This is a genomic window from Streptomyces iakyrus (assembly GCF_000717055.1).
GTDB classification, from domain to species: domain Bacteria; phylum Actinomycetota; class Actinomycetes; order Streptomycetales; family Streptomycetaceae; genus Streptomyces; species Streptomyces iakyrus.
Genome location: NZ_JNXI01000012.1, coordinates 38,406 through 55,309, shown reverse-complemented (window position 1 = coordinate 55,309; position 16,904 = coordinate 38,406). Strand labels below are relative to the sequence as shown.

Below are 16,904 nucleotides of genomic sequence, written 5' to 3'. Positions count from 1 at the left end.
GCCGGGCCGAGGAGTTGATGCTCCCGAACGCCGTAGGTGAGGAGCGCGTCTTTGACGACTCGACGAAGACGCCGTCCCGGTGCCGGCCGCAGCCTGGTGTTCCGCCCGGGACGGTCCCGGGCACCGCGTACGACACCGGAAGGCTCACCATGACCGGACTGACCCCCGCCGCCGAGCGGCGGACACGGATCCTCCAGGAAGCGGTACGGCAGGGACTGCTGGACGCCGGACGGTACCGGCTGGCCGCCTTCGTCGACCTCGACGGCGTCGCCGCGACGGTCGGATCCCTGCACCGCGCTTTCCCCTCCGCACCGCGTGTGCTGCACGCGTTCGCCGCCAAGGCGAACTGCCTGGTGCCGGTGCTGGCGGAGCTGCGGCGGCTCGGCATGGGCTGCGAGGTGGCCACCGCGGGTGAGCTGGCCCGCGCGCTGGCAGCGGGATTCGCGCCGGACCGGATCGTCTTCGACTCCCCTGCGAAGACGGAGGACGAGCTGCGGCACGCCCTCGACCTGGGGGTGGCCGTCAACGCGGACAACTACCAGGAACTGGCGCGGATCGACCGGGCGCTGGGCGGCCGCGTCCCGGTCTCGCGGATCGGAGTGCGCGTCAACTCCCAGCTCGGCGGCGGCAGCATCGCCGCGATGAGCACGGCGACGAGCACCTCTAAGTTCGGCGTCCCCCTGGCGGACCCGGGAAGCCGGAAGCGGCTGCTGCGCGCCTACCACGACCACCCGTGGCTGACCTGGGTGCACACGCACGCCGGTTCGCAGGGCTGCCCGCTCGACCTCATGGCCGGCGGGGTCGGGCAGGCCGTGGCGTTCGCCGAGGAGGTCAACGCCTCGCTCGGGCGGCGCCAGGTCGTCGGCATCGACATCGGTGGCGGACTGCCCGTCAACTTCGCCGACGACGAGAGCACGCCGACCTTCGACATGTACGTCCGGCAGTTGCGCGCCCAGGCTCCCGCCCTGTTCTCCGGCGGGTTCGAGATCGTCACCGAGTTCGGGCGGTCCGTCCTCGCCAAGAACGGGTTCATCGCCGCTTACGTCGAGTACACCAAGAGCATGGGCGGCCGGCCGATCGCGGTCACCCACGCCGGTGTGCAGGTGGCCACCCGGACGGTGTTCAACCCCGACGCCTGGCCGCTGCGGATCGAGGCGCACGACGGGAGCGGCAGGGCCAAGCGGGGCGGACCGGTCCGCCAGGACATCGCGGGACCCGCCTGCTTCGCCGGCGACCTGCTGGCCCGTGACCGCGCGCTGCCGCTCCTGGAACCGGGCGACCTCATCACGGTCCCGGACACCGGCGCCTACTACTTCTCGACGCCCTTCCACTACAACAGCCTGCCGGAGCCCGCCGTGTACGGGGTCAGGACCAGTGGTGAGAGCGGCGGTGTCCGCTTCGAACTCCTGCGTCCCGCGCAGGATCCGTGGGACGTACCCGTGCACGAGCCCGCTGTCGGGATCAGGTAGGGAGCACCGGGGTGGCACAGGCCAACCGACGGCGGCCCGGCCGGGACGGGCCGCTCCTCAGCCAGCGGGCCGCCGTCGTCTTCCTGCTGGCGGCCCTGGCCGGCATCGGTGCCACTGTCCTGGCGGCGCTGGCCGGCAACGTGTGGCCGGTCGCGGTGAGCGTGGGCGGCGGGGTGGTGGCCCCGGCCGTCCTGTTCTTCAACCAGATCATCGACTAGGACGAGCGGTTCCCGCCGAGGCGTCGCCACGGGAACCGCTCGTTCAGCTTCCTCCTACGGCATCTTGTCGCCGAGCAGCGCCAGGTTCTCGATGGCGGCGAGGCCGTACAGCGCGGTGTCGTTGGTGGACACCCAGGTGGCCTCGTTGCCGGGCACCAGCGCGACGGGGCCGCTCAGCTTCTCCGTCCGCCAGGGCGCCGACTCCTTGTAGCCGTCGGAGTTGTAGAACTTCTCCCACGCCCGCTTGGCGAGCTTCTCGTCCCTGGTCTTGACGGCCGCGTACGCGTCGAGGCGCGAGTGCCCCTGGAAGAGCAGCAGGGAGCCGAAGTTGGAGCCGTAGCGCGCCGCCTGCTCGGCCTTGGTGGCGTTGAAGTAGCGGCAGTAGTCGAAGTACGCCTCGTTGAACTTCGGCATGTCGACCAGGTCGATGAGCTCGGCGCACAGTTCGTTGAGGCCGAAGACGGCCGAGAGGTGCGAGACCTCCACCTTGGGCTTGTCGGCGACGGCGAACTTGCCCGTGTCCAGGTCGTACAGGCCGCTGCCCTGGACGAAACCGTTGGGCTGGGCGGCGATGGTCTCCATGGTGGACAGCACGCGGGCCTTGGCCTTCTCCCACTTGGGGCCCTTGCGCTCCCACTCCGTCAGCCAGGCGGACACCAGGCCGCTCCAGTCCGTGCCGAAGCCGATCGACAGGGCGTGCCGGTCGGGGGTGTACGGCTCGGTGCGGATCTTGCGCAGCGGGTCGAGGGCGAGGAACGTCTCGTCGGAGTCGACGTTGGCGTGCATGAGGTCGCCGACGCGTTCGTCCGCCGTGAGGAAGTAGTAGTAGCGCCGGTAGGTGGTGTTGGCGATGCGCTGCTGCTTGGCGCTGTCGGCGAAGTGCTGCACGCCGTGCCGGGTGCCGAGGCCCGCCCATTTGCCCAGGTGGTAGACGTCGACCTCGCCGGTGTGCCGGGTCATGGCCTCGGCGAAGCGGAAGATGTCGGCGCGGCCGGAGCGCAGGTAGGCGAACCAGAGCCACAGGTCCGGCGACAGCTCGGAGTTGTCCCAGGCGTAGCCGCCGATGTCGTAGCGCCACTGGTGCCGGAAGGTGTCGTAGGTATGCATGATGTCGCCGTAGTCCCAGAAGCCGTACCAGCGGCGCTGCTCCACCTGGTCCTTGTAGTAGGTGAAGAGGAAGTCGAGGTGGTCCTCGATCTTCGCCTTGGCCGGGGTGGAGCGGTCGGGCTCGGAGTAGAGGCCCGGTCCGAAGACCTTGGCCTTGATGAGCTGCCGGGGCGGGGCGGCCAGCTGCGGCAGTACGCGGACGGCCTCGACCTGCTCGGCGAACCGGTCCGGGGTCGGTGTCGACTCGTTGGCCCAGAAGAGGAGTTCGGAGGTGCGGGCGATGCCGTACGGGGTGCCGAACTCCGGCTCGTAGTCCTCGTAGGTGATGTTGAGGCCTTCGAGCTGCTCCGGGAAGGTGTCCTGGCCCATGCCGTCGTGGTAGAAGCGCATGTCCATGGGCTGGGCCTCGGGCGACCAGAGCCAGAGGGTCACCTCGGCCTCGTCGGTGTGGGCGTCCCGGATGTCGAGCTGGGCGGGGAACTTCTCCCAGAAGTCGCGCAGCCCGAACGAGAACCCGCCGCTCGCGCCGCCGACGTAGCCGAAGCCGGAGGCGCGCCGGCCACCGCCCGCCGCGACCCAGCCGTGCCCCTTCTTGGTGCGCTTGCGCAGCGTGAAGCCGTCGGCGGACAGCTGGGAGAGGGTGTAGTCGCCCCACTCGGGGATGTACTGCAGCCGGGTCGTCACCCGCTGGTCCCAGGTGGCGGGGTCGGGCAGTTTCCTGCCCTCGAACTGGGCCGCCTGCACGGCCGCGCCGGGGTCCCGGCGCAGTCCGGTGATGCCCTTGACGGCTTCGCGCAGCAGGCCGGTGCCGTCGCCGCCGATGCGGATGTGGCGGTCGTACGACTCGTCGCGCATCGGCACGGTGAAGCGGACGCCGAGGCCGCGGATGAAGTCACCACTGGCCTTGCCCGGCTCCTGCTTGCCGTCGTAGGTGATGGTGTGCACCATGCGGAAGGAGTCGGCGCCCGCGTAGAAGTAGAGCCTGATCGAGAAGGGCAGCCAGCTGCGGCCGCCCTTGCGGTGCTTGCCGTCGATGCGGACGACCGCGCGGACCGGGCCCGCCTGCTCGACCTCGGCCTTGGAGATCGCCCCCTCGAAGCGCTCGGTCTTGACCGCGCCCTGGTCCTCGTCCTCGATCTCGGGCTGGCGGATCAGCACGAGCCGGCCGTTCTTCGCGATCTCGGTGGAGCCGCGCGTGACGGATTTGACGAGGGTGGAGCCGGAGCTGCCGATCCTCGCGGTGATGACGCCGGTGGAGATGTCGATGGTGCCGCCGCGCTTCTCGACGGTGACCTTCTTCTCGGGTGCGGCGGGTGTCCCGGCGGCGAGGGTGAGCTTGTCGTCGCCCGAGGCGACCGCGTGCGCGGTCCACTTCAGGGAGCCGTCGGGCCAGTAGGCGATCGGCCAGGACTGCACGGGTACGGCCTTGCCGGCGGCGTCCGTCAGCGCGAAGGTCTGGTCCTTCTGGTATGCGCCCTTGGGCCAGGGCACGCCGACGGTGGAGCCGGGCGCGGCGCCGAGACCGCCGTCCTCCAGCCAGTCCAGGGTCACCGGGTCCGCGTCGGCGGGTTCGGCTCCGGGCGCGGCCTGGGCGTTCTGGGCTCCCAGCGCCCAGCTGAACTGGGCGGCGGCTCCGGTGACGGCGGCTGCCTTGAGGAGGGATCTGCGGGGGATGGGAGACATGGCGATGCTGCCTTTCCTCGTCCGTGCGGGAAGCGAATCCGTACGCTGCTCAGGGGCATGACAGAGAGAGGTGCGGCGCCGGGGCGCCGGCCTGGAACATGGGGGCACCGCCCTTCAGCGGTGCCGGTACCGCTCCTCCACGGCGACGGCCGCCGCCGCGACGGCACCGAGGACCGCGACCGCCAGCGGCGCGGCGAACCAGGCGGACACGGCCACCACGGCCAGCCCGCCGACGATCAGGAACGACCCGGCCGGATCGAGCACCGTCCGCCGCCCGGCCTCGGCCAGCAGCCTCCGCCAGCGGGCTCCCGGCGCCCATACCGCCGCCGCACGCAGCCCGGCCACGACGAGCCCGATCAGCGCGACGACCCCGACGGACCCGACGAGCGGCCCGCCGGGAATCCCTGCCCGGGCCGCCTGCACGTCCACCCAGACCGCGGCCACCGCCGCCCACCCGGCGAGCCCGGCGAGCCATCCGCCGCGCAGGGCGGTGCGGAAGTCGGCGGTGAACTCCCGCCAGCCACCGCCCTCATGAGCGGTACGGCGACGCAGATGCCGCGCCCCGGCGGCGAACGCCGCGGGATAGGTGACGACACCCAGTGAGGCCACCGCGATCCACACGCCGGTCAGCAAGCACTCGGCGAACACCCCGAAACGCTCGGCGAGCATCGACTCCCCCCGTGCCTTCACCCGTGTCCCGGCCATACCGCCTCAGCCCTTCAGACCCGACGTGGCCATACCGTCGATCAGATACCGCTGGAAGGCGAGGAAGAAGGCGAGCACCGGCAGCAGCGCCACCAGCGACATGGCGATCATGCCGCCGTAGTTGGCCAGCCCTTCCTGGTCGACGAACATCTTCAGGCCGAGCGAGACCGTGTACTTGTCGGGCTCGTTGAGGTAGATCAGCGGGCCCATGAAGTCGTTCCACGAGTTGATGAAGGTGAAGATCGCGCTGGTGATCAGGGCCGGCCGGCTCAGCGGCAGCACGATCGACCAGTAGATCCGGAAGTGCCCGCAGCCGTCGAGACGGGCCGCCTCGTCCAGCTCCTTGGGCATGTTCCGCATGAACTGCACCATCAGGAAGATGAAGAACGCCTCGGTGGCCAGGTACTTCCCGAGCAGCAGCGGCGTATAGGTGTTGATCATCTCCATGTTGCGGAACAGCACGTACTGCGGGATCAGCAGCACGTGGTACGGCAGCAGGAGCGTCCCGATCATCAGCGTGAACAGCAGATTGCGGCCCGCGAACCTGATCCTGGCGAAGGCGTAGGCCGTCAGCGAACAGGACACCAGGATGCCGATGACCGACCCGACCGCCAGGAAGAGCGAGTTGAAGAAGAACGTGGAGATCGAGATGTCGGCGATGCCGTCGGCGAGGCTCTTGTAGTTGTCGACGACCGGGTCACTCGGGAAGAGATCCAGGCTGCCGACGATGTCCTCACTCTTCTTGAAGGACCCGCCGACGACCCAGATCACCGGGTAGAGGATCACCGCGAGGATCAGCAGGGACCCGAGGTGCCAGGCGAGGGAACCGGGCAGCTTGTGGCGGAGCGCTCCGGCCCCGGCGGCGGGCTTGACGTCGGTGGTGGCCTGCGCACTCATCGGGCGCCCTCCTCGTAGTGCACCCAGCGCTTCTGGGACCAGAACAGCACCGCCGTCACCAGGGCGACCGCGACGAGCAGCAGCCAGGCCATCGCGGAGGCCAGACCCATGCGGCTGTTCTCGAAGCCCTGGACGTAGAGGTAGCAGGTGTAGACCATCGAGCCGTCGGCCGGGCCGCAGGCGTTGCTCCCCGCGCCGCCGCCGACGATGTACGCCGAGCTGAAGATCTGGAAGGAGTGGATCGTCTCCAGCAGGACGTTGAAGAAGAGGACGGGCGAGATCATCGGCAGCGTGATGTTCCAGAACCGCCGCATCTTGCCCGCCCCGTCGACCTCGGCCGCCTCGTACAGCTCACGCGGGACCTGCTTGAGACCGGCCAGGAAGATGACCATGGGGGCGCCGAACTGCCAGACGGTGAGCGCCACGAGACTGTAGATGATCATGTCCGGGTCGCCGGTCCAGCCGCCGACGTCGATCCCGAAGATCTTCTGGGTACGGTCGACGACCGCGTCGTCCGAGAAGATCGCCTTCCACACGATCGCGACGGAGACGCTCGCGCCGATGAGCGACGGCGCGTAGAAGGCGGCCCGGTAGAAGGCCTGCCCGCGCCGGCTCTGGGCGAGCAGCAGCGCCACACCGAGGGCGGCGAGCAGCTTCAGCGGCGTGCCGACGGCGACGTACCAGAGCGTCACCTGCACCGAGTGGCGCCAGCGCGGATCGCCGAACATCTCGGAGAAGTTGTCGAGGCCGATCCACTGGGGGGCGTCGAACAGGTTGTAGTCGGTGAAGGCGAAGTAGAGCGAGGCGATCATCGGGCCCGCGGTCAGGAGCAAGAACCCGGCGATCCACGGGGACATGAAGAGATAGCCGGCCAGGTTCTCCCGGCGCCGCCGCCGCTTGAGGGCGGCGGGGCGCGGGGAGTCCACCGGACCGTGCCGCGGCTCGGAGCGCTTGCCCTTGGGCAGGTCCTCCATCGCAGGGGCGTGTGTCACGGTGGTTCCCATCAGGTGCCGAGAGCCGTCTTCGACTCGGTGAAGAACTGCTTGACGGCCTCGTCCACCGACCTCTTGCCCAGGCCCATCTCCTCGGCGATCCGCAGGAACGCCGACTCGCAGATGTCCGCGCCGTTCGGGTGCGGAGTGATGGGCTCCAGGACTCCGGCCTTGACGATGGACTGCTCGTAGGCGGCTATCGCCTGGTTGACCGGGTCGCTCGGCTTGTAGGCGTCGAACTGGGCCTGGGTCGCGGGCACACCGCGGTCGTAGCCCATGATCTTGGCGACCTCGGGGTCGTGCACCATGAAGTCGATGAACTGGGCGACTTCCTTCGGGTGCTGGGTGCGCTTGGAGGCGCTCAGCATGAGGGAGCCGAGGTACTGCCCGGTCTTCTTGCCGTCCGTCGTCGGGATGGGAGCCAGGCCGTACTCGCTCTTGCCCTCGGAGGTGTAGCGGACGGTGAAGTTGTCCCAGGTGAACTCGCTGCCCGAGAGCTCCGCGGCGAGCGCGGACTTGGGCTTGATCTGGGCGACCTTCTTGGGATCGGAGTAAATGCCCTCCTCGACGCCCTTCCTGGCCTTCGTCCACCAGTCCGTCAGGTCCGCCTCGGTGAAGCCGAGTCCGTCCTCGGTGAAGAACGCCTTGCCGTTCTGGCGCAGGTAGAGGTCGTAGAGGTACATCGTGCCGTACATGCCGCTGTCGCCGGCGCGGCCGGTCTTGTCCCGGATCTTCTTCATGCCGGCTTCGAAGTCGTCCCACGTCCAGCCCTGCTCCGGCTTCACGCCGGCGCGGGTGTAGACGGGCTTGTCGATGACGAGGGCCATGGAGTTCGAACCGACCGGAACGCCGAGGAGCTTGCCGTCGATCTCGCCGAACTTCTCCAGCCCCGCGCGGAATCCCTCCATCCGGAGGTTGCCCGCCTTCGCCTGCTCGCTCAGATCCAGCAGTACGTTCTTCGCGTCGTATTTGCGGAGGAAGCCGATCGCATTCTGGAACACGTCCGGCGGATTTCCGCCGGAGGCCTGGGTGTTGAACTTCTTCCAGAAGTCGAGATAAGGCTGGAAGTCCGTTTTCACCTTGATCTTCGGGTACTTCTTCTCGAAGAGCGCGATGGTCTTGTTGATTCTCTGGGCACGGTCCTCCGCACCCCACCACGCGTAACGGATCGTCACCGTCCCGTCCGCGGAGGCCCCTCCGTCACCACCGCAGCCGGCCGTCGCGGCCAGCCCCAGCGTGGCTGCCGTGGCACCGGCCGCCTTCAGGATGGTACGTCTCTCAACATTCCTGCCGTTCACCACGGTTGGACCTCCCCGCACGTCGTCCCGCTCGCATGAATCGTTTCAAGTAAGCGCTTGCTGGCACAAGGTACGGAGGGGCTGAGGGTGCGTCAATGATTCGGACAAGAATTTCTTACCGACGGGGCGGTTGGCGGAGCGGGTCGCGAGGGCGGAACCGGAAGCGGAGCAGGACGACGTCCCTGGTGACGGCCACCCGTCCGGAGCGCCGAACGGAGAGGGACGGCGTGGGTTGAATCCGGGCGCGACCGAAAGACGACGGCGGGGTTGGGGAGGGTGGAATTGCGGAGGGCGGGGGCCGGATTCGGCCATGCGGCGTTGAGGGGAAGGGTTTTGGGGGTGTGGGGGTCGGTTCTGGCCATGTGGCGTGGGCTGAGGCGCGTTGTGGGGGTGGGGCGGTGAGGGGACTGCGACTGAGAGTGACGGGGCCGTGGTGGCATCCCGTCGCCTTCACGGTCACGAGCCCCCCTGAGCACCCCACCTCGCGTGCCACCGACTCCCGGCCAGCCGTACGGCCTGACGTCCAGGGCTTGGGTTTCGTACGGCCGCGGAGGGAGTGGGGGCAAGTTGGTCCGGGGCGCGGGGCTCGGGGCTCGTCCGGGCGGGTGGGCGTTGGGCAGGGTCGGCGCGGGTGCCCAGGGCCGGGGCGGGGAGCCGCCGACGGACCAGTCGTCCCGATGGCTGGATCTCGTCGGGTAGCCGGCTCGGGGTGCGAGCGGTTCGAGGGCAGAGGCATGACAGGGCCTGCCCCGCCAGGCGCATCGCCCCGCCTGGCCGGGGACGGGAATCGCCACCGGCCGACTCCAGTGGGGTGTCCGCATGCCCGGCCCATGGCGGTCTCGGCGCCGGCCACCCCAGGGAGCCCACCGCCGCCCGGCTCGCCACGCGACGGGGCGTGCGGCTCACCGGGAAGGGGCTTCGACCGGCTCGGCCCGGCGACATTCGGCCCCGTGCGCGTGGGCTCGCCGGGCAAAGGCCCCGGCAGGCTGCACCCGGATCGGAGCTCGGCGAGGCACGCGCTGCTCAGCGCCGATCTCGGTTCTCCTGTCGGCCAACGGCAGCTCCTCGGCACCAGCCGGCCGCGGCGGGGGCGCCGGGGCGAGAAACCGACTGCCCCGGGTTCCCGGCCCCTCAGCGATCTTCGGCAGCCCATGCGCCTTTGCGGTACGACAGCGCCGCACGGCAGAGCCCAGCACCCGCGCCGTCGAACGGCGAAGTCAACGGCATCAGCGGCCCCGGCCGGATCCCGGCCTCACCAGCGGCCGGACCACAGACGCCGTCGCACGGGCGCTCCCGCCCCGCGGGCTGCCACCAGCCACCCCACGAGCACAACCCGACAGCCCGCAGCCCGCACAACACCAACGGCCCACCTGCGCAATCGCAGATGGGCCGCCGGTCCGGGTGGGCGATACTGGGTTCGAACCAGTGACCTCTTCGGTGTGAACGAAGCGCTCTCCCACTGAGCTAATCGCCCGGACGCAGGAAGAACATTACCCCATGTCAGGGGGTGCCTGTGACGCTCACTGGTCCTTGATCTTCCACGGCATGGTGATGCCGAACTTCCACAGGTAGATGCCGGCCAGTACGCCGATGATCACCAGCCCGATCGACGTCAGGATGATGTTGCGGCGGCGCACCTTGGGATCGAGGGCGCGCTGCGCCGCCTCGGTGACCTTCCGCTTGGTCCAGCGCAGCACCAGCTGGGCCCAGACGAACTCCGTCGCCCAGATCGCCATGCCGCCGAAGATCACGACCCAGCCCGGTCCCGGCAGGGGCAGCATGATGATGCCGGTCACGACGACCGCGAGTCCGATGATGAAGACGCCGACCTGCCAGCTGAGGTGCAGCGCCCGGCGGGCCTTGATGAATTCCGGCGCACGCGAGCCGAGCCCGCGATCCTGCTCGCCGTGTGCCTCGCCCGTCCCCGTCTCGTTCGACGCCACGGCCACCTCGCCCGGCTCGTTACTCCCCGTATTCATACGGGGAAACACTACCCGAGCGAAACCAGTCACCGGAATGGACGCAGGACGCGAACGATCCCTCGGCCGGAAGAGTTACGTAAAGGCACGCAAAACACTCAGAGGGGTTTACAACGGCACCGTAGGTGGCATGTCGATTTCGCCGACGTGCGAACCCCCGAGCGCACACTGAGCGAAAGGCCCTGGCGCTTATGAACACCACGGTCAGCTGCGAGCTGCACCTGCGCCTCGTTGTGTCGAGCGAGTCCTCCCTGCCTGTCCCCGCAGGCCTGCGGTACGACACGGCCGACCCCTACGCCGTGCACGCCACCTTCCACACCGGAGCCGAGGAAACCGTCGAGTGGGTGTTCGCCCGCGACCTCCTCGCCGAGGGACTTCACCGCCCTACGGGCACCGGCGACGTCCGCGTCTGGCCGTCGCGCAGTCACGGCCAGGGCGTCGTGTGCATCGCCCTGAGCTCGCCGGAGGGCGAGGCCCTGCTGGAGGCCCCGGCACGGGCCCTGGAGTCCTTCCTGAAGCGGACCGACGCCGCCGTGCCGCCCGGCACGGAACACCGGCACTTCGACCTCGATCAGGAGCTCTCGCACATCCTGGCGGAAAGCTAGGGCGAGGCCCCCGCAAAGCCGCCCGGCGCCGTCGACTCGGGGAGACGGCTCGGGCCCGGACAACCGCATACGGGATAACACCGGCGCCGGCACCGCGGATCACGCGGTACGGCGCCGGTTCGCATGGGACCGCCCCTGCCCCGGTGTGCCCCCGGCGCGCCTTCCCCGGTTCGCCTCCCCCGGTGTCCCGCCCTCCGGCTCGCCTCCCCCGGTGTCCCGCCCTCCGGTGCCCCTCCGCCGGTGTCGCGCCACACGGGGAACCCCGGCGGGCCGGCAGGCGTTGTATTCGAAGCCATGTGCGGGCATGAGGCGGTCCGGCGGAGGTGAAGCCGTTACCATCGGCCAGCATCGGCGGGCGCCCGCCCGACCCTCAGGCCAGGGAGCGAATCGTGCTGATCACCCACGACACCCGGTGCGCCCTCGACACCGTGGTCGATCTGGTGAACACCGCACCGGAGGACGACACGGCGCCGGACGGGCTGCCGGACGTGGCGGCCCTTGCGGACTTCGTGCGGAACCACGAGATCAGCGATGTCGGGGTGCTCTCGGACTTCGACCTCTCGGCGGTGCGCAAGATCCGCGGGCGCTTCGCCGCCGTCTTCGCCGCCCCGGACGCCCGGGCCGCGGCGGGGCAGATCAACGAGCTGGTCGCGGCGGCCGGCACCACGCCCCGGCTCACGGACCACGACGGCTACGACTGGCATGTGCACTACTTCGCGCCCGGTGCCTCCGTCGCCGATCATCTCGCCGCCGACTGCGGGATGGCGCTGGCGTTCTTCGTGGTCGCCGGGGAGCAGGAGCGGCTGCGACGGTGCGAGGCACCGGACTGCCGGCGTGCCTTCGTCGACCTGTCCCGCAACCGCTCGCGGCGGTACTGCGACAGCCGCACCTGCGGAAACCGCCTGCACGTGGCCGCGTACCGGGCACGCCGCAAGGAGGCGGCGGGCTGACGCCCGGCGCCAGGGCCCGGGGTCGCGGGGCTGTGCGGGATGTCGATGCCGACGCGGTCCCGGCGGGTGGCGCCGGGTACCGCGGGTAAGGCTCACAGCAGCAGCAGATCGTGCAACGAGGCCATGAGCAGCAGACTCCCGATCACCGCCAGGAAGATCATCAGCGGTGGCTGGGAGAGGGCGAAGAGGCAACCACGTGGCTCGTCCTGCCGGGGATGTGGCTCGTCCTGCGGCGGTGCGGGGTCGCTCTGTTTCGTCGTGTCCAGCATCTCGCGGCGATGATGACGCAGTCCCCCCGCCGGGCGCGATCAGCGGCCTCGTTCCGTGCGGGAGTGCACCGATTCCGCGAGGTCCGGTTCAGGTTGTGATCACTTCCGCGCGCCGGCGGACCCACTGTGACGATTCGGCCCCGGGCGGGGCCGCTCTCAGATGCCGTGCTTCTTGAGGATGGCCTCGATGTCGCTGAAGTCGTCGTCGCGGGACGCCGGCGCGGGCTTCACCGCCGGGCGGGAGCCCTGGCCCAGGGAAGGCGCCGAGGCGGCTGGAGCCACCGTGTCGGGCCGGTCGGCGGCGCGGGCCGCCGCCCTGCGCTCCTTGCGGGTGCCGCCGCGCCGGCGCTCCACGGCTCGTGTGGTCATGAAGAGCACCCAGGCGAGGCCGAGCACCCCGAACCCGGCCCAGGCCGTCGGGCTGAACGCGGTGTCGGCCAGCCACTCGACGACGCCCGTCATCACGAGGCCGATCGGGACGAGGGAGTAGGCCGCGATCCGGACCGCGGCGAGGTACCGCTTGCGCCACGCCGTGACGATCGCAATGCCCAGGCCTGCCGCGGACACGGCGGAGCAGACGGTCTCGGCAATCATCCGGTCCTCCAGGCGTGGCGCGGTCGGGTCGGGGCACTTCGTCCCCCTCCATCCTGCACCCGCCGCACCCCGGCGGGCCATGTTCCGGCCCGACATCAGGGACATCTCGGGGTCACCTCCTCCGCAGGTGCCGTGCGGGCCGCGCCCCCGGCCGCTGCTGCTGGGAGACTGTCGGCATGAGTGACTCCTCCTCCGACCGTTCCGCCGCCCCCGTCCTCGAGGTCTGGTGCGACCTCCAGTGCCCGGACTGCCGTACCGCGCTGGACGATCTCCATGCCCTGCGCGCCCGCTACGGCGACCGTCTGGAGCTGCGGCTGCGGCACTTCCCGCTGGAGAAGAACAAGCACGCCTTCGCCGCCGCCCAGGCCGCGGAGGAGGCGTGGGAGCAGGGCCGGGGGTGGCCGTACGCCGAGGCCTTGCTGGGGCGGGTCGAGGAGCTGGCCCGTAAGGGGGAACCCTTCCTGGTCGGGGTGGCCCGCGAACTTGGCCTGGACGCTGAGGAGTTCGACACCGCGCTGATCGACGGCCGGCACATCCTGATCGTGGACGCCGACCAGGCCGAGGGCAAGGCGATCGGTGTGACCGGAACGCCGACGTACGTCATCGGCGGGGAGCGGCTCGACGGCGGCAAGAGCCAGGAGGGGCTGCGCGAGCGGATCGAGCAGATCGCGGACCGGCTGCTGGCCGGGCAGGAACACTGATCCCCCACACCCGGCCGTCGGCTCCCGGGCCGCTACAGCAGCGGTTTGTACAGGGCGTACCGCTCGGTCTCGTAGCCGAGTGAGGCGTAGAGCCGTTCGGCCGGGGTGTTGCCCGAGAAGACATTGAGGCCGAGGGTCCGCCTGCCCTCGGCGATGGTCTGGGCCTCGGCCAGCAGCATCAGGGTGCGGCCGTGGCCCTCACCGCGGTGGGCGGCGTCGGTCTCGACGTCGAAGACGAAGGCGCTGCTCTCGCGCACCGCGAGCCACAGCGTTCCCACGGGCGTGCCCAGATGTTCGACGACGCTGATGAGCATGCCCGGGGTGGCGAGGCCCTCGGGCAGCAAGGTGGCGTGGTCGCGTTCCGACTTGACCCGGGCCTCGGCCTCCGGGACGCCCCGGTCGGTCCAGCTGCGCGCGTAGTCCGCCTTGCCCTTCACCAGCCAGGGGCCGAACTCCGCCTCGGTCATGGGCCGGGCGCGGCTGCCCTCCGGCAGCTCCGGCGGGGTGTCGCCGAGCTGCTTCTCCATGCCGCGGTTGCGGACGACGTAGCCGAGCGCGGTGGCGAGCCGGAGTCCGGCCTCGGACGCGGCGGGGACGACCGCCTCGATGCGGCGGCACCCCCAGCCGCGCGCCACCTCCTCGGCGGCGAGCGCGGCGACCGTGCCCCGGCCCCGCCTGCGGTCGGCCTCGTCGATGCGCAGCTTCGTGATCCGGGCCACCGCGGTGCCGAAGACGGGATGCGTGTCGAGGTGTATCGCCCCCACGGGACGGCTGTTGACACAGACCTGGTAGCGGCGTGAGCGCGTCCCGTCGGCGTTCTGCTGAAGCGGCTCGGTCGGCCGCAGGGTCGTGGTCATCAGGGGTGTTCTACCCGCAACCGCGGTTTCGGTCAGCCGATTTTGCCGGGGCTGTCAGGGGTCGAGGTCGTGCCCCGAGCGCTCCTCGAAGATCCGCATGGCCTTGGCGGTCACCGGGCCCGGCGCGCCGGGCAGCTCGCGGCCGTCGACGCGGTGCACCGCCTGCACGTCCCGCAGGGTGGACGTCAGGAAGACCTCGTCGGCCCGCTCCAGGACGTCGAGCGGCAGGTCGGTCTCCCTGGCGCCGGTCCATTCGGCCGCGAGCGCACGCGTGATGCCCGCGAGGCAGCCGGAGGCGAGCGGCGGGGTGTGGATTTCGCCGTCGAGGACGACGAAGACGTTCGAGCCGGTGCCCTCGCACAGCTGTCCCACCGTGTTGCCGAACAGGGCCTCGGTCGCGCCCTGTTCACGGGCCCGGGCGAGAGCGACGACGTTCTCGGCGTACGAGGTGGTCTTGAGGCCGGTGAGCGCGCCGCGCTCGTTGCGGGTCCAGGGGACCGTGATCACGGCGGTGGAGTCGGGGCGGCGGGCCGACTCGCCGAGGGCGACGACGAGGGTCGGGCCGTGCTCACCGCGGTCGGATCCGAGGGGGCCGTGGCCGCCGGTGTAGGTGATGCGGAGGCGGCCGAGAGGCACGGGGTTGGCGCCGAGGACGGCGGCGCAGGCGCGGCGCACCTCGTCGTGGTCCGGGTCCGGCAGGCCGAGGCCGCGCGCGGAGCGGGTCAGCCGGTCGAGGTGCCGGGTGAGCGCGAACGGCCGGCCGTGCACGGCCTTGACCGTCTCGAAGATGCCGTCGCCCACGGTCAGCCCGTGGTCGAAGACGGAGACGCGGGCGGACTCGGTGTCCTGCAGCCCGCCGTCGAGCCAGATCTTCACGTCAGGTCCTCTCCACTCGCCTCGTACGTTCCCGACGCTATCCCGAGCAGCCGGGCCGCCTTGAGCTCTGTCTCCCGCCACTCCCCCTCTGGGTCGGAGCCCCAGGTGATGCCGGCGCCGGTGCCGAAGCGCAGCACTCCGTCCGCCCGGTCGATCCAGAAGGTGCGGATGCCGACGGCCAGCTCTCCGGTGCCCCGGTCGGCGTCGACCCAGCCGATCCCGCCGCAGTACGGCCCCCGGGGCGCCGTCTCCAAGGCGTCGATGATTCGCAGGGCACTGGACTTGGGCGCGCCCGTGACCGAGCCGGGCGGGAAGGCCGCGCCGAGCAGCTCGGCCCAGCCGGCCCCGTCCGCCAGCTCGCCGCGGACCGTCGAGACGAGGTGGACCAGCCCGGGGTGCTTCTCGACGGCACACAGGTCGGGCACCGTCACGCTGCCCGTGGCGCACACCCGGCCGATGTCGTTGCGAACGAGGTCCACGATCATCACGTTCTCGGCGAAGTCCTTCTCCAGCAGGTCCGCCTCGGTACGGCCGGTGCCCTTGATCGGCCCGGACGCGACGACCCGGCCGTCGCGCCGCAGGAACAGTTCGGGGGAGGCCGTGGCGATCTCGACGCCGTGACCGGGCAGGCGGATCGTTCCTGCATAGGGCGCGGGGTTGCCGCGGGCCAGCAGTGCGGTGAGGGCGTCCACGTCGGCGCCGGGTGCGACGGGCGCGGACAGCACCCGGCACAGGTTCGCCTGGTAGACCTCACCGGCCGCGATGTGGTCGCGGATCCTGCGTACGGCGGCCGTGTACGCGGCGCGGTCGAGCGAGGACGTCCAGTCACCGGCGGCCGGCCCGCGCCATGCGCCGGGCACGGGAGCCGGCACGTCCGCCGTCCGGACCTCCGCGAAGCGGGCGCAGGTCAGACGGCCCTCGAAGTCGGCACAGACGGCCCAGAAGCCGCTGGACTCCAGGGCCTCGGGATCGTCGGTGACGTCGAGGAGCCCGGTGGCGACGCGGTCGCCGAAGCGGGCGAGAGGAGGGAGGTCGAGCACGCAGTCGAGTCTATGGCGGGGGCCCCGCGGGTGACCGGGGGATGCCCGGTCAGGCGGTCCTGTGACGTCCTTGAGCAGGGCAGGCGCAGCACGCTGCACAAACGCGTTTTTGTACTGGCCCGGGAATCCGCTAGAGTTCAACACGTCGCCGGGCCGCGAGGGCGGACCGAAACGACAGGCGGACGTAGCTCAGTTGGTAGAGCGCAACCTTGCCAAGGTTGAGGTCGCGAGTTCGAACCTCGTCGTCCGCTCGAAGGAAGAGGGGACTTCCCGGCCCCCTACACTCCTGGTGGAGTGGCCGAGAGGCGAGGCAACGGCCTGCAAAGCCGTCTACACGGGTTCAAATCCCGTCTCCACCTCCAAGGACGATTAGCTCAGCGGGAGAGCGCTTCCCTGACACGGAAGAGGTCACTGGTTCAATCCCAGTATCGTCCACTGGATCTTCTGGATCCGTCCCGCGCGATTAGCTCAGCGGGAGAGCGCTTCCCTGACACGGAAGAGGTCACTGGTTCAATCCCAGTATCGCGCACGCAGTGCCCATGATCCGCCACAGTCGGTGGTCATGGTCCCGAGGACGATTAGCTCAGCGGGAGAGCGCTTCCCTGACACGGAAGAGGTCACTGGTTCAATCCCAGTATCGTCCACACACGAGAAGCCCCCGGCC

At 70.4% G+C, this 16,904-nt stretch carries 16 protein-coding genes and 6 tRNA genes; 10 read left to right on the top strand and 12 right to left on the bottom strand.

All coding sequences use genetic code 11. The features are described from left to right. Nucleotides 1-149: 149 nt before the first annotated feature. Together OO68_RS19160 and OO68_RS19155 are read left to right on the top strand one after the other, a co-directional pair. On the top strand, nucleotides 150-1,469 hold the full coding sequence (locus tag OO68_RS19160) for a type III PLP-dependent enzyme domain-containing protein (RefSeq protein WP_033309751.1): 1,320 nt from the start codon (nucleotides 150-152) through the stop codon (nucleotides 1,467-1,469). Nucleotides 1,470-1,480: 11 nt separating this feature from the next. Beyond that, on the top strand, nucleotides 1,481-1,687 hold the full coding sequence (locus OO68_RS19155; protein ID WP_033309625.1) for a hypothetical protein: 207 nt from the start codon (nucleotides 1,481-1,483) through the stop codon (nucleotides 1,685-1,687). A gap of 54 nt (nucleotides 1,688-1,741) precedes the next feature. On the opposite strand, the gene OO68_RS19150 is transcribed toward OO68_RS19155, so the two are convergent. From OO68_RS19150 to OO68_RS19120, 7 genes are all read right to left on the bottom strand, one after another. Further along, the gene (locus tag OO68_RS19150) at nucleotides 1,742-4,477 is read right to left on the bottom strand and encodes an exo-rhamnogalacturonan lyase family protein (protein ID WP_033309624.1); all 2,736 of its coding nucleotides are present in this window, start codon (nucleotides 4,475-4,477) and stop codon (nucleotides 1,742-1,744) included. Between the two features lie 114 nt (nucleotides 4,478-4,591). After that, a complete protein-coding gene (locus tag OO68_RS19145; protein WP_033309623.1) occupies nucleotides 4,592-5,182 on the bottom strand; it encodes a hypothetical protein in 591 nt (196 codons plus the stop codon). 6 nt (nucleotides 5,183-5,188) lie between these two features. After that, the gene (locus tag OO68_RS19140; RefSeq protein WP_033309622.1) at nucleotides 5,189-6,079 is read right to left on the bottom strand and encodes a carbohydrate ABC transporter permease; all 891 of its coding nucleotides are present in this window, start codon (nucleotides 6,077-6,079) and stop codon (nucleotides 5,189-5,191) included. Further along, a complete protein-coding gene (locus OO68_RS19135) occupies nucleotides 6,076-7,083 on the bottom strand; it encodes a carbohydrate ABC transporter permease (RefSeq protein WP_033309621.1) in 1,008 nt (335 codons plus the stop codon). Before OO68_RS19135 ends, OO68_RS19140 begins: the two co-directional genes overlap by 4 nt. Further along, nucleotides 7,083-8,372 carry an ABC transporter substrate-binding protein gene (locus OO68_RS19130; RefSeq protein ID WP_033309620.1) on the bottom strand — a complete coding sequence of 430 codons (1,290 nt, stop codon included), beginning with the start codon at nucleotides 8,370-8,372 and terminating at the stop codon, nucleotides 7,083-7,085. Before OO68_RS19130 ends, OO68_RS19135 begins: the two co-directional genes overlap by 1 nt. A 1,399-nt stretch (nucleotides 8,373-9,771) precedes the next feature. Continuing rightward, nucleotides 9,772-9,843, bottom strand: a tRNA-Val gene (locus OO68_RS19125). A gap of 46 nt (nucleotides 9,844-9,889) precedes the next feature. After that, nucleotides 9,890-10,348, bottom strand: a complete 459-nt coding sequence (locus tag OO68_RS19120) for a TIGR02611 family protein (protein ID WP_033309619.1) — start codon at nucleotides 10,346-10,348, stop codon at nucleotides 9,890-9,892. Nucleotides 10,349-10,539: 191 nt separating this feature from the next. Between OO68_RS19120 and OO68_RS19115 the strand changes: the two genes are divergently transcribed. Both OO68_RS19115 and OO68_RS19110 read left to right on the top strand, forming a co-directional pair. Further along, the gene (locus OO68_RS19115; protein ID WP_004002642.1) at nucleotides 10,540-10,953 is read left to right on the top strand and encodes an SsgA family sporulation/cell division regulator; all 414 of its coding nucleotides are present in this window, start codon (nucleotides 10,540-10,542) and stop codon (nucleotides 10,951-10,953) included. 389 nt (nucleotides 10,954-11,342) lie between these two features. Next, the gene (locus tag OO68_RS19110; RefSeq protein WP_033309618.1) at nucleotides 11,343-11,903 is read left to right on the top strand and encodes a CGNR zinc finger domain-containing protein; all 561 of its coding nucleotides are present in this window, start codon (nucleotides 11,343-11,345) and stop codon (nucleotides 11,901-11,903) included. Between the two features lie 92 nt (nucleotides 11,904-11,995). Here the strand turns inward: OO68_RS19110 and OO68_RS46845 are convergent, their stop codons facing one another. Beyond that, on the bottom strand, nucleotides 11,996-12,172 hold the full coding sequence (locus OO68_RS46845) for a hypothetical protein (RefSeq protein WP_167345902.1): 177 nt from the start codon (nucleotides 12,170-12,172) through the stop codon (nucleotides 11,996-11,998). A 156-nt stretch (nucleotides 12,173-12,328) separates the two neighbouring features. Further along, nucleotides 12,329-12,766: a hypothetical protein gene (locus OO68_RS19105; protein ID WP_033309617.1), complete on the bottom strand. Its 438-nt coding sequence runs from the start codon at nucleotides 12,764-12,766 to the stop codon at nucleotides 12,329-12,331. A 176-nt stretch (nucleotides 12,767-12,942) separates the two neighbouring features. On the opposite strand from OO68_RS19105, the gene OO68_RS19100 reads away from it, so the two are divergent. Continuing rightward, the gene (locus OO68_RS19100) at nucleotides 12,943-13,467 is read left to right on the top strand and encodes a DsbA family protein (protein ID WP_033309616.1); all 525 of its coding nucleotides are present in this window, start codon (nucleotides 12,943-12,945) and stop codon (nucleotides 13,465-13,467) included. Nucleotides 13,468-13,499: 32 nt separating this feature from the next. Here OO68_RS19100 and OO68_RS19095 read toward each other — a convergent pair whose 3' ends face one another. From OO68_RS19095 to OO68_RS19085, 3 genes are read right to left on the bottom strand one after another with little or no spacing between them, the layout of a single operon-like run. After that, a complete protein-coding gene (locus OO68_RS19095; RefSeq protein ID WP_033309615.1) occupies nucleotides 13,500-14,324 on the bottom strand; it encodes a GNAT family N-acetyltransferase in 825 nt (274 codons plus the stop codon). 54 nt (nucleotides 14,325-14,378) lie between these two features. After that, nucleotides 14,379-15,200 carry an aminotransferase class IV gene (locus OO68_RS19090; protein ID WP_033309614.1) on the bottom strand — a complete coding sequence of 274 codons (822 nt, stop codon included), beginning with the start codon at nucleotides 15,198-15,200 and terminating at the stop codon, nucleotides 14,379-14,381. After that, nucleotides 15,197-16,240 carry a chorismate-binding protein gene (locus OO68_RS19085; protein WP_033309613.1) on the bottom strand — a complete coding sequence of 348 codons (1,044 nt, stop codon included), beginning with the start codon at nucleotides 16,238-16,240 and terminating at the stop codon, nucleotides 15,197-15,199. The genes OO68_RS19090 and OO68_RS19085 overlap by 4 nt, the downstream gene beginning before the upstream one ends. Before the next feature lie 178 nt (nucleotides 16,241-16,418). Here OO68_RS19085 and OO68_RS19080 point away from each other — a divergent pair. From OO68_RS19080 to OO68_RS19060, 5 genes are all read left to right on the top strand, one after another. Beyond that, nucleotides 16,419-16,491, top strand: a tRNA-Gly gene (locus tag OO68_RS19080). Between the two features lie 37 nt (nucleotides 16,492-16,528). Then, nucleotides 16,529-16,602 (top strand) — tRNA-Cys (locus OO68_RS19075). 1 nt (nucleotide 16,603) lies between these two features. Further along, a tRNA-Val gene (locus tag OO68_RS19070) sits at nucleotides 16,604-16,675 on the top strand. A gap of 22 nt (nucleotides 16,676-16,697) precedes the next feature. Continuing rightward, nucleotides 16,698-16,769, top strand: a tRNA-Val gene (locus OO68_RS19065). A gap of 43 nt (nucleotides 16,770-16,812) precedes the next feature. Beyond that, nucleotides 16,813-16,884 (top strand) — tRNA-Val (locus tag OO68_RS19060). The last annotated feature ends 20 nt before the right edge of the window (nucleotides 16,885-16,904 follow it).

Coding starts and splice junctions, on each gene's coding strand:
- OO68_RS19095 (WP_033309615.1), bottom strand. CDS start 14,324: ATGACCACGACCCTGCGGCCGACCGAGCCGCTTCAGCAGAACGCCGAC.
- OO68_RS46845 (WP_167345902.1), bottom strand. CDS start 12,172: ATGCTGGACACGACGAAACAGAGCGACCCCGCACCGCCGCAGGACGAG.
- OO68_RS19100 (WP_033309616.1), top strand. CDS start 12,943: ATGAGTGACTCCTCCTCCGACCGTTCCGCCGCCCCCGTCCTCGAGGTC.
- OO68_RS19135 (WP_033309621.1), bottom strand. CDS start 7,083: ATGGGAACCACCGTGACACACGCCCCTGCGATGGAGGACCTGCCCAAG.
- OO68_RS19115 (WP_004002642.1), top strand. CDS start 10,540: ATGAACACCACGGTCAGCTGCGAGCTGCACCTGCGCCTCGTTGTGTCG.
- OO68_RS19140 (WP_033309622.1), bottom strand. CDS start 6,079: ATGAGTGCGCAGGCCACCACCGACGTCAAGCCCGCCGCCGGGGCCGGA.
- OO68_RS19120 (WP_033309619.1), bottom strand. CDS start 10,348: ATGAATACGGGGAGTAACGAGCCGGGCGAGGTGGCCGTGGCGTCGAAC.
- OO68_RS19160 (WP_033309751.1), top strand. CDS start 150: ATGACCGGACTGACCCCCGCCGCCGAGCGGCGGACACGGATCCTCCAG.
- OO68_RS19105 (WP_033309617.1), bottom strand. CDS start 12,766: ATGATTGCCGAGACCGTCTGCTCCGCCGTGTCCGCGGCAGGCCTGGGC.
- OO68_RS19145 (WP_033309623.1), bottom strand. CDS start 5,182: ATGGCCGGGACACGGGTGAAGGCACGGGGGGAGTCGATGCTCGCCGAG.
- OO68_RS19150 (WP_033309624.1), bottom strand. CDS start 4,477: ATGTCTCCCATCCCCCGCAGATCCCTCCTCAAGGCAGCCGCCGTCACC.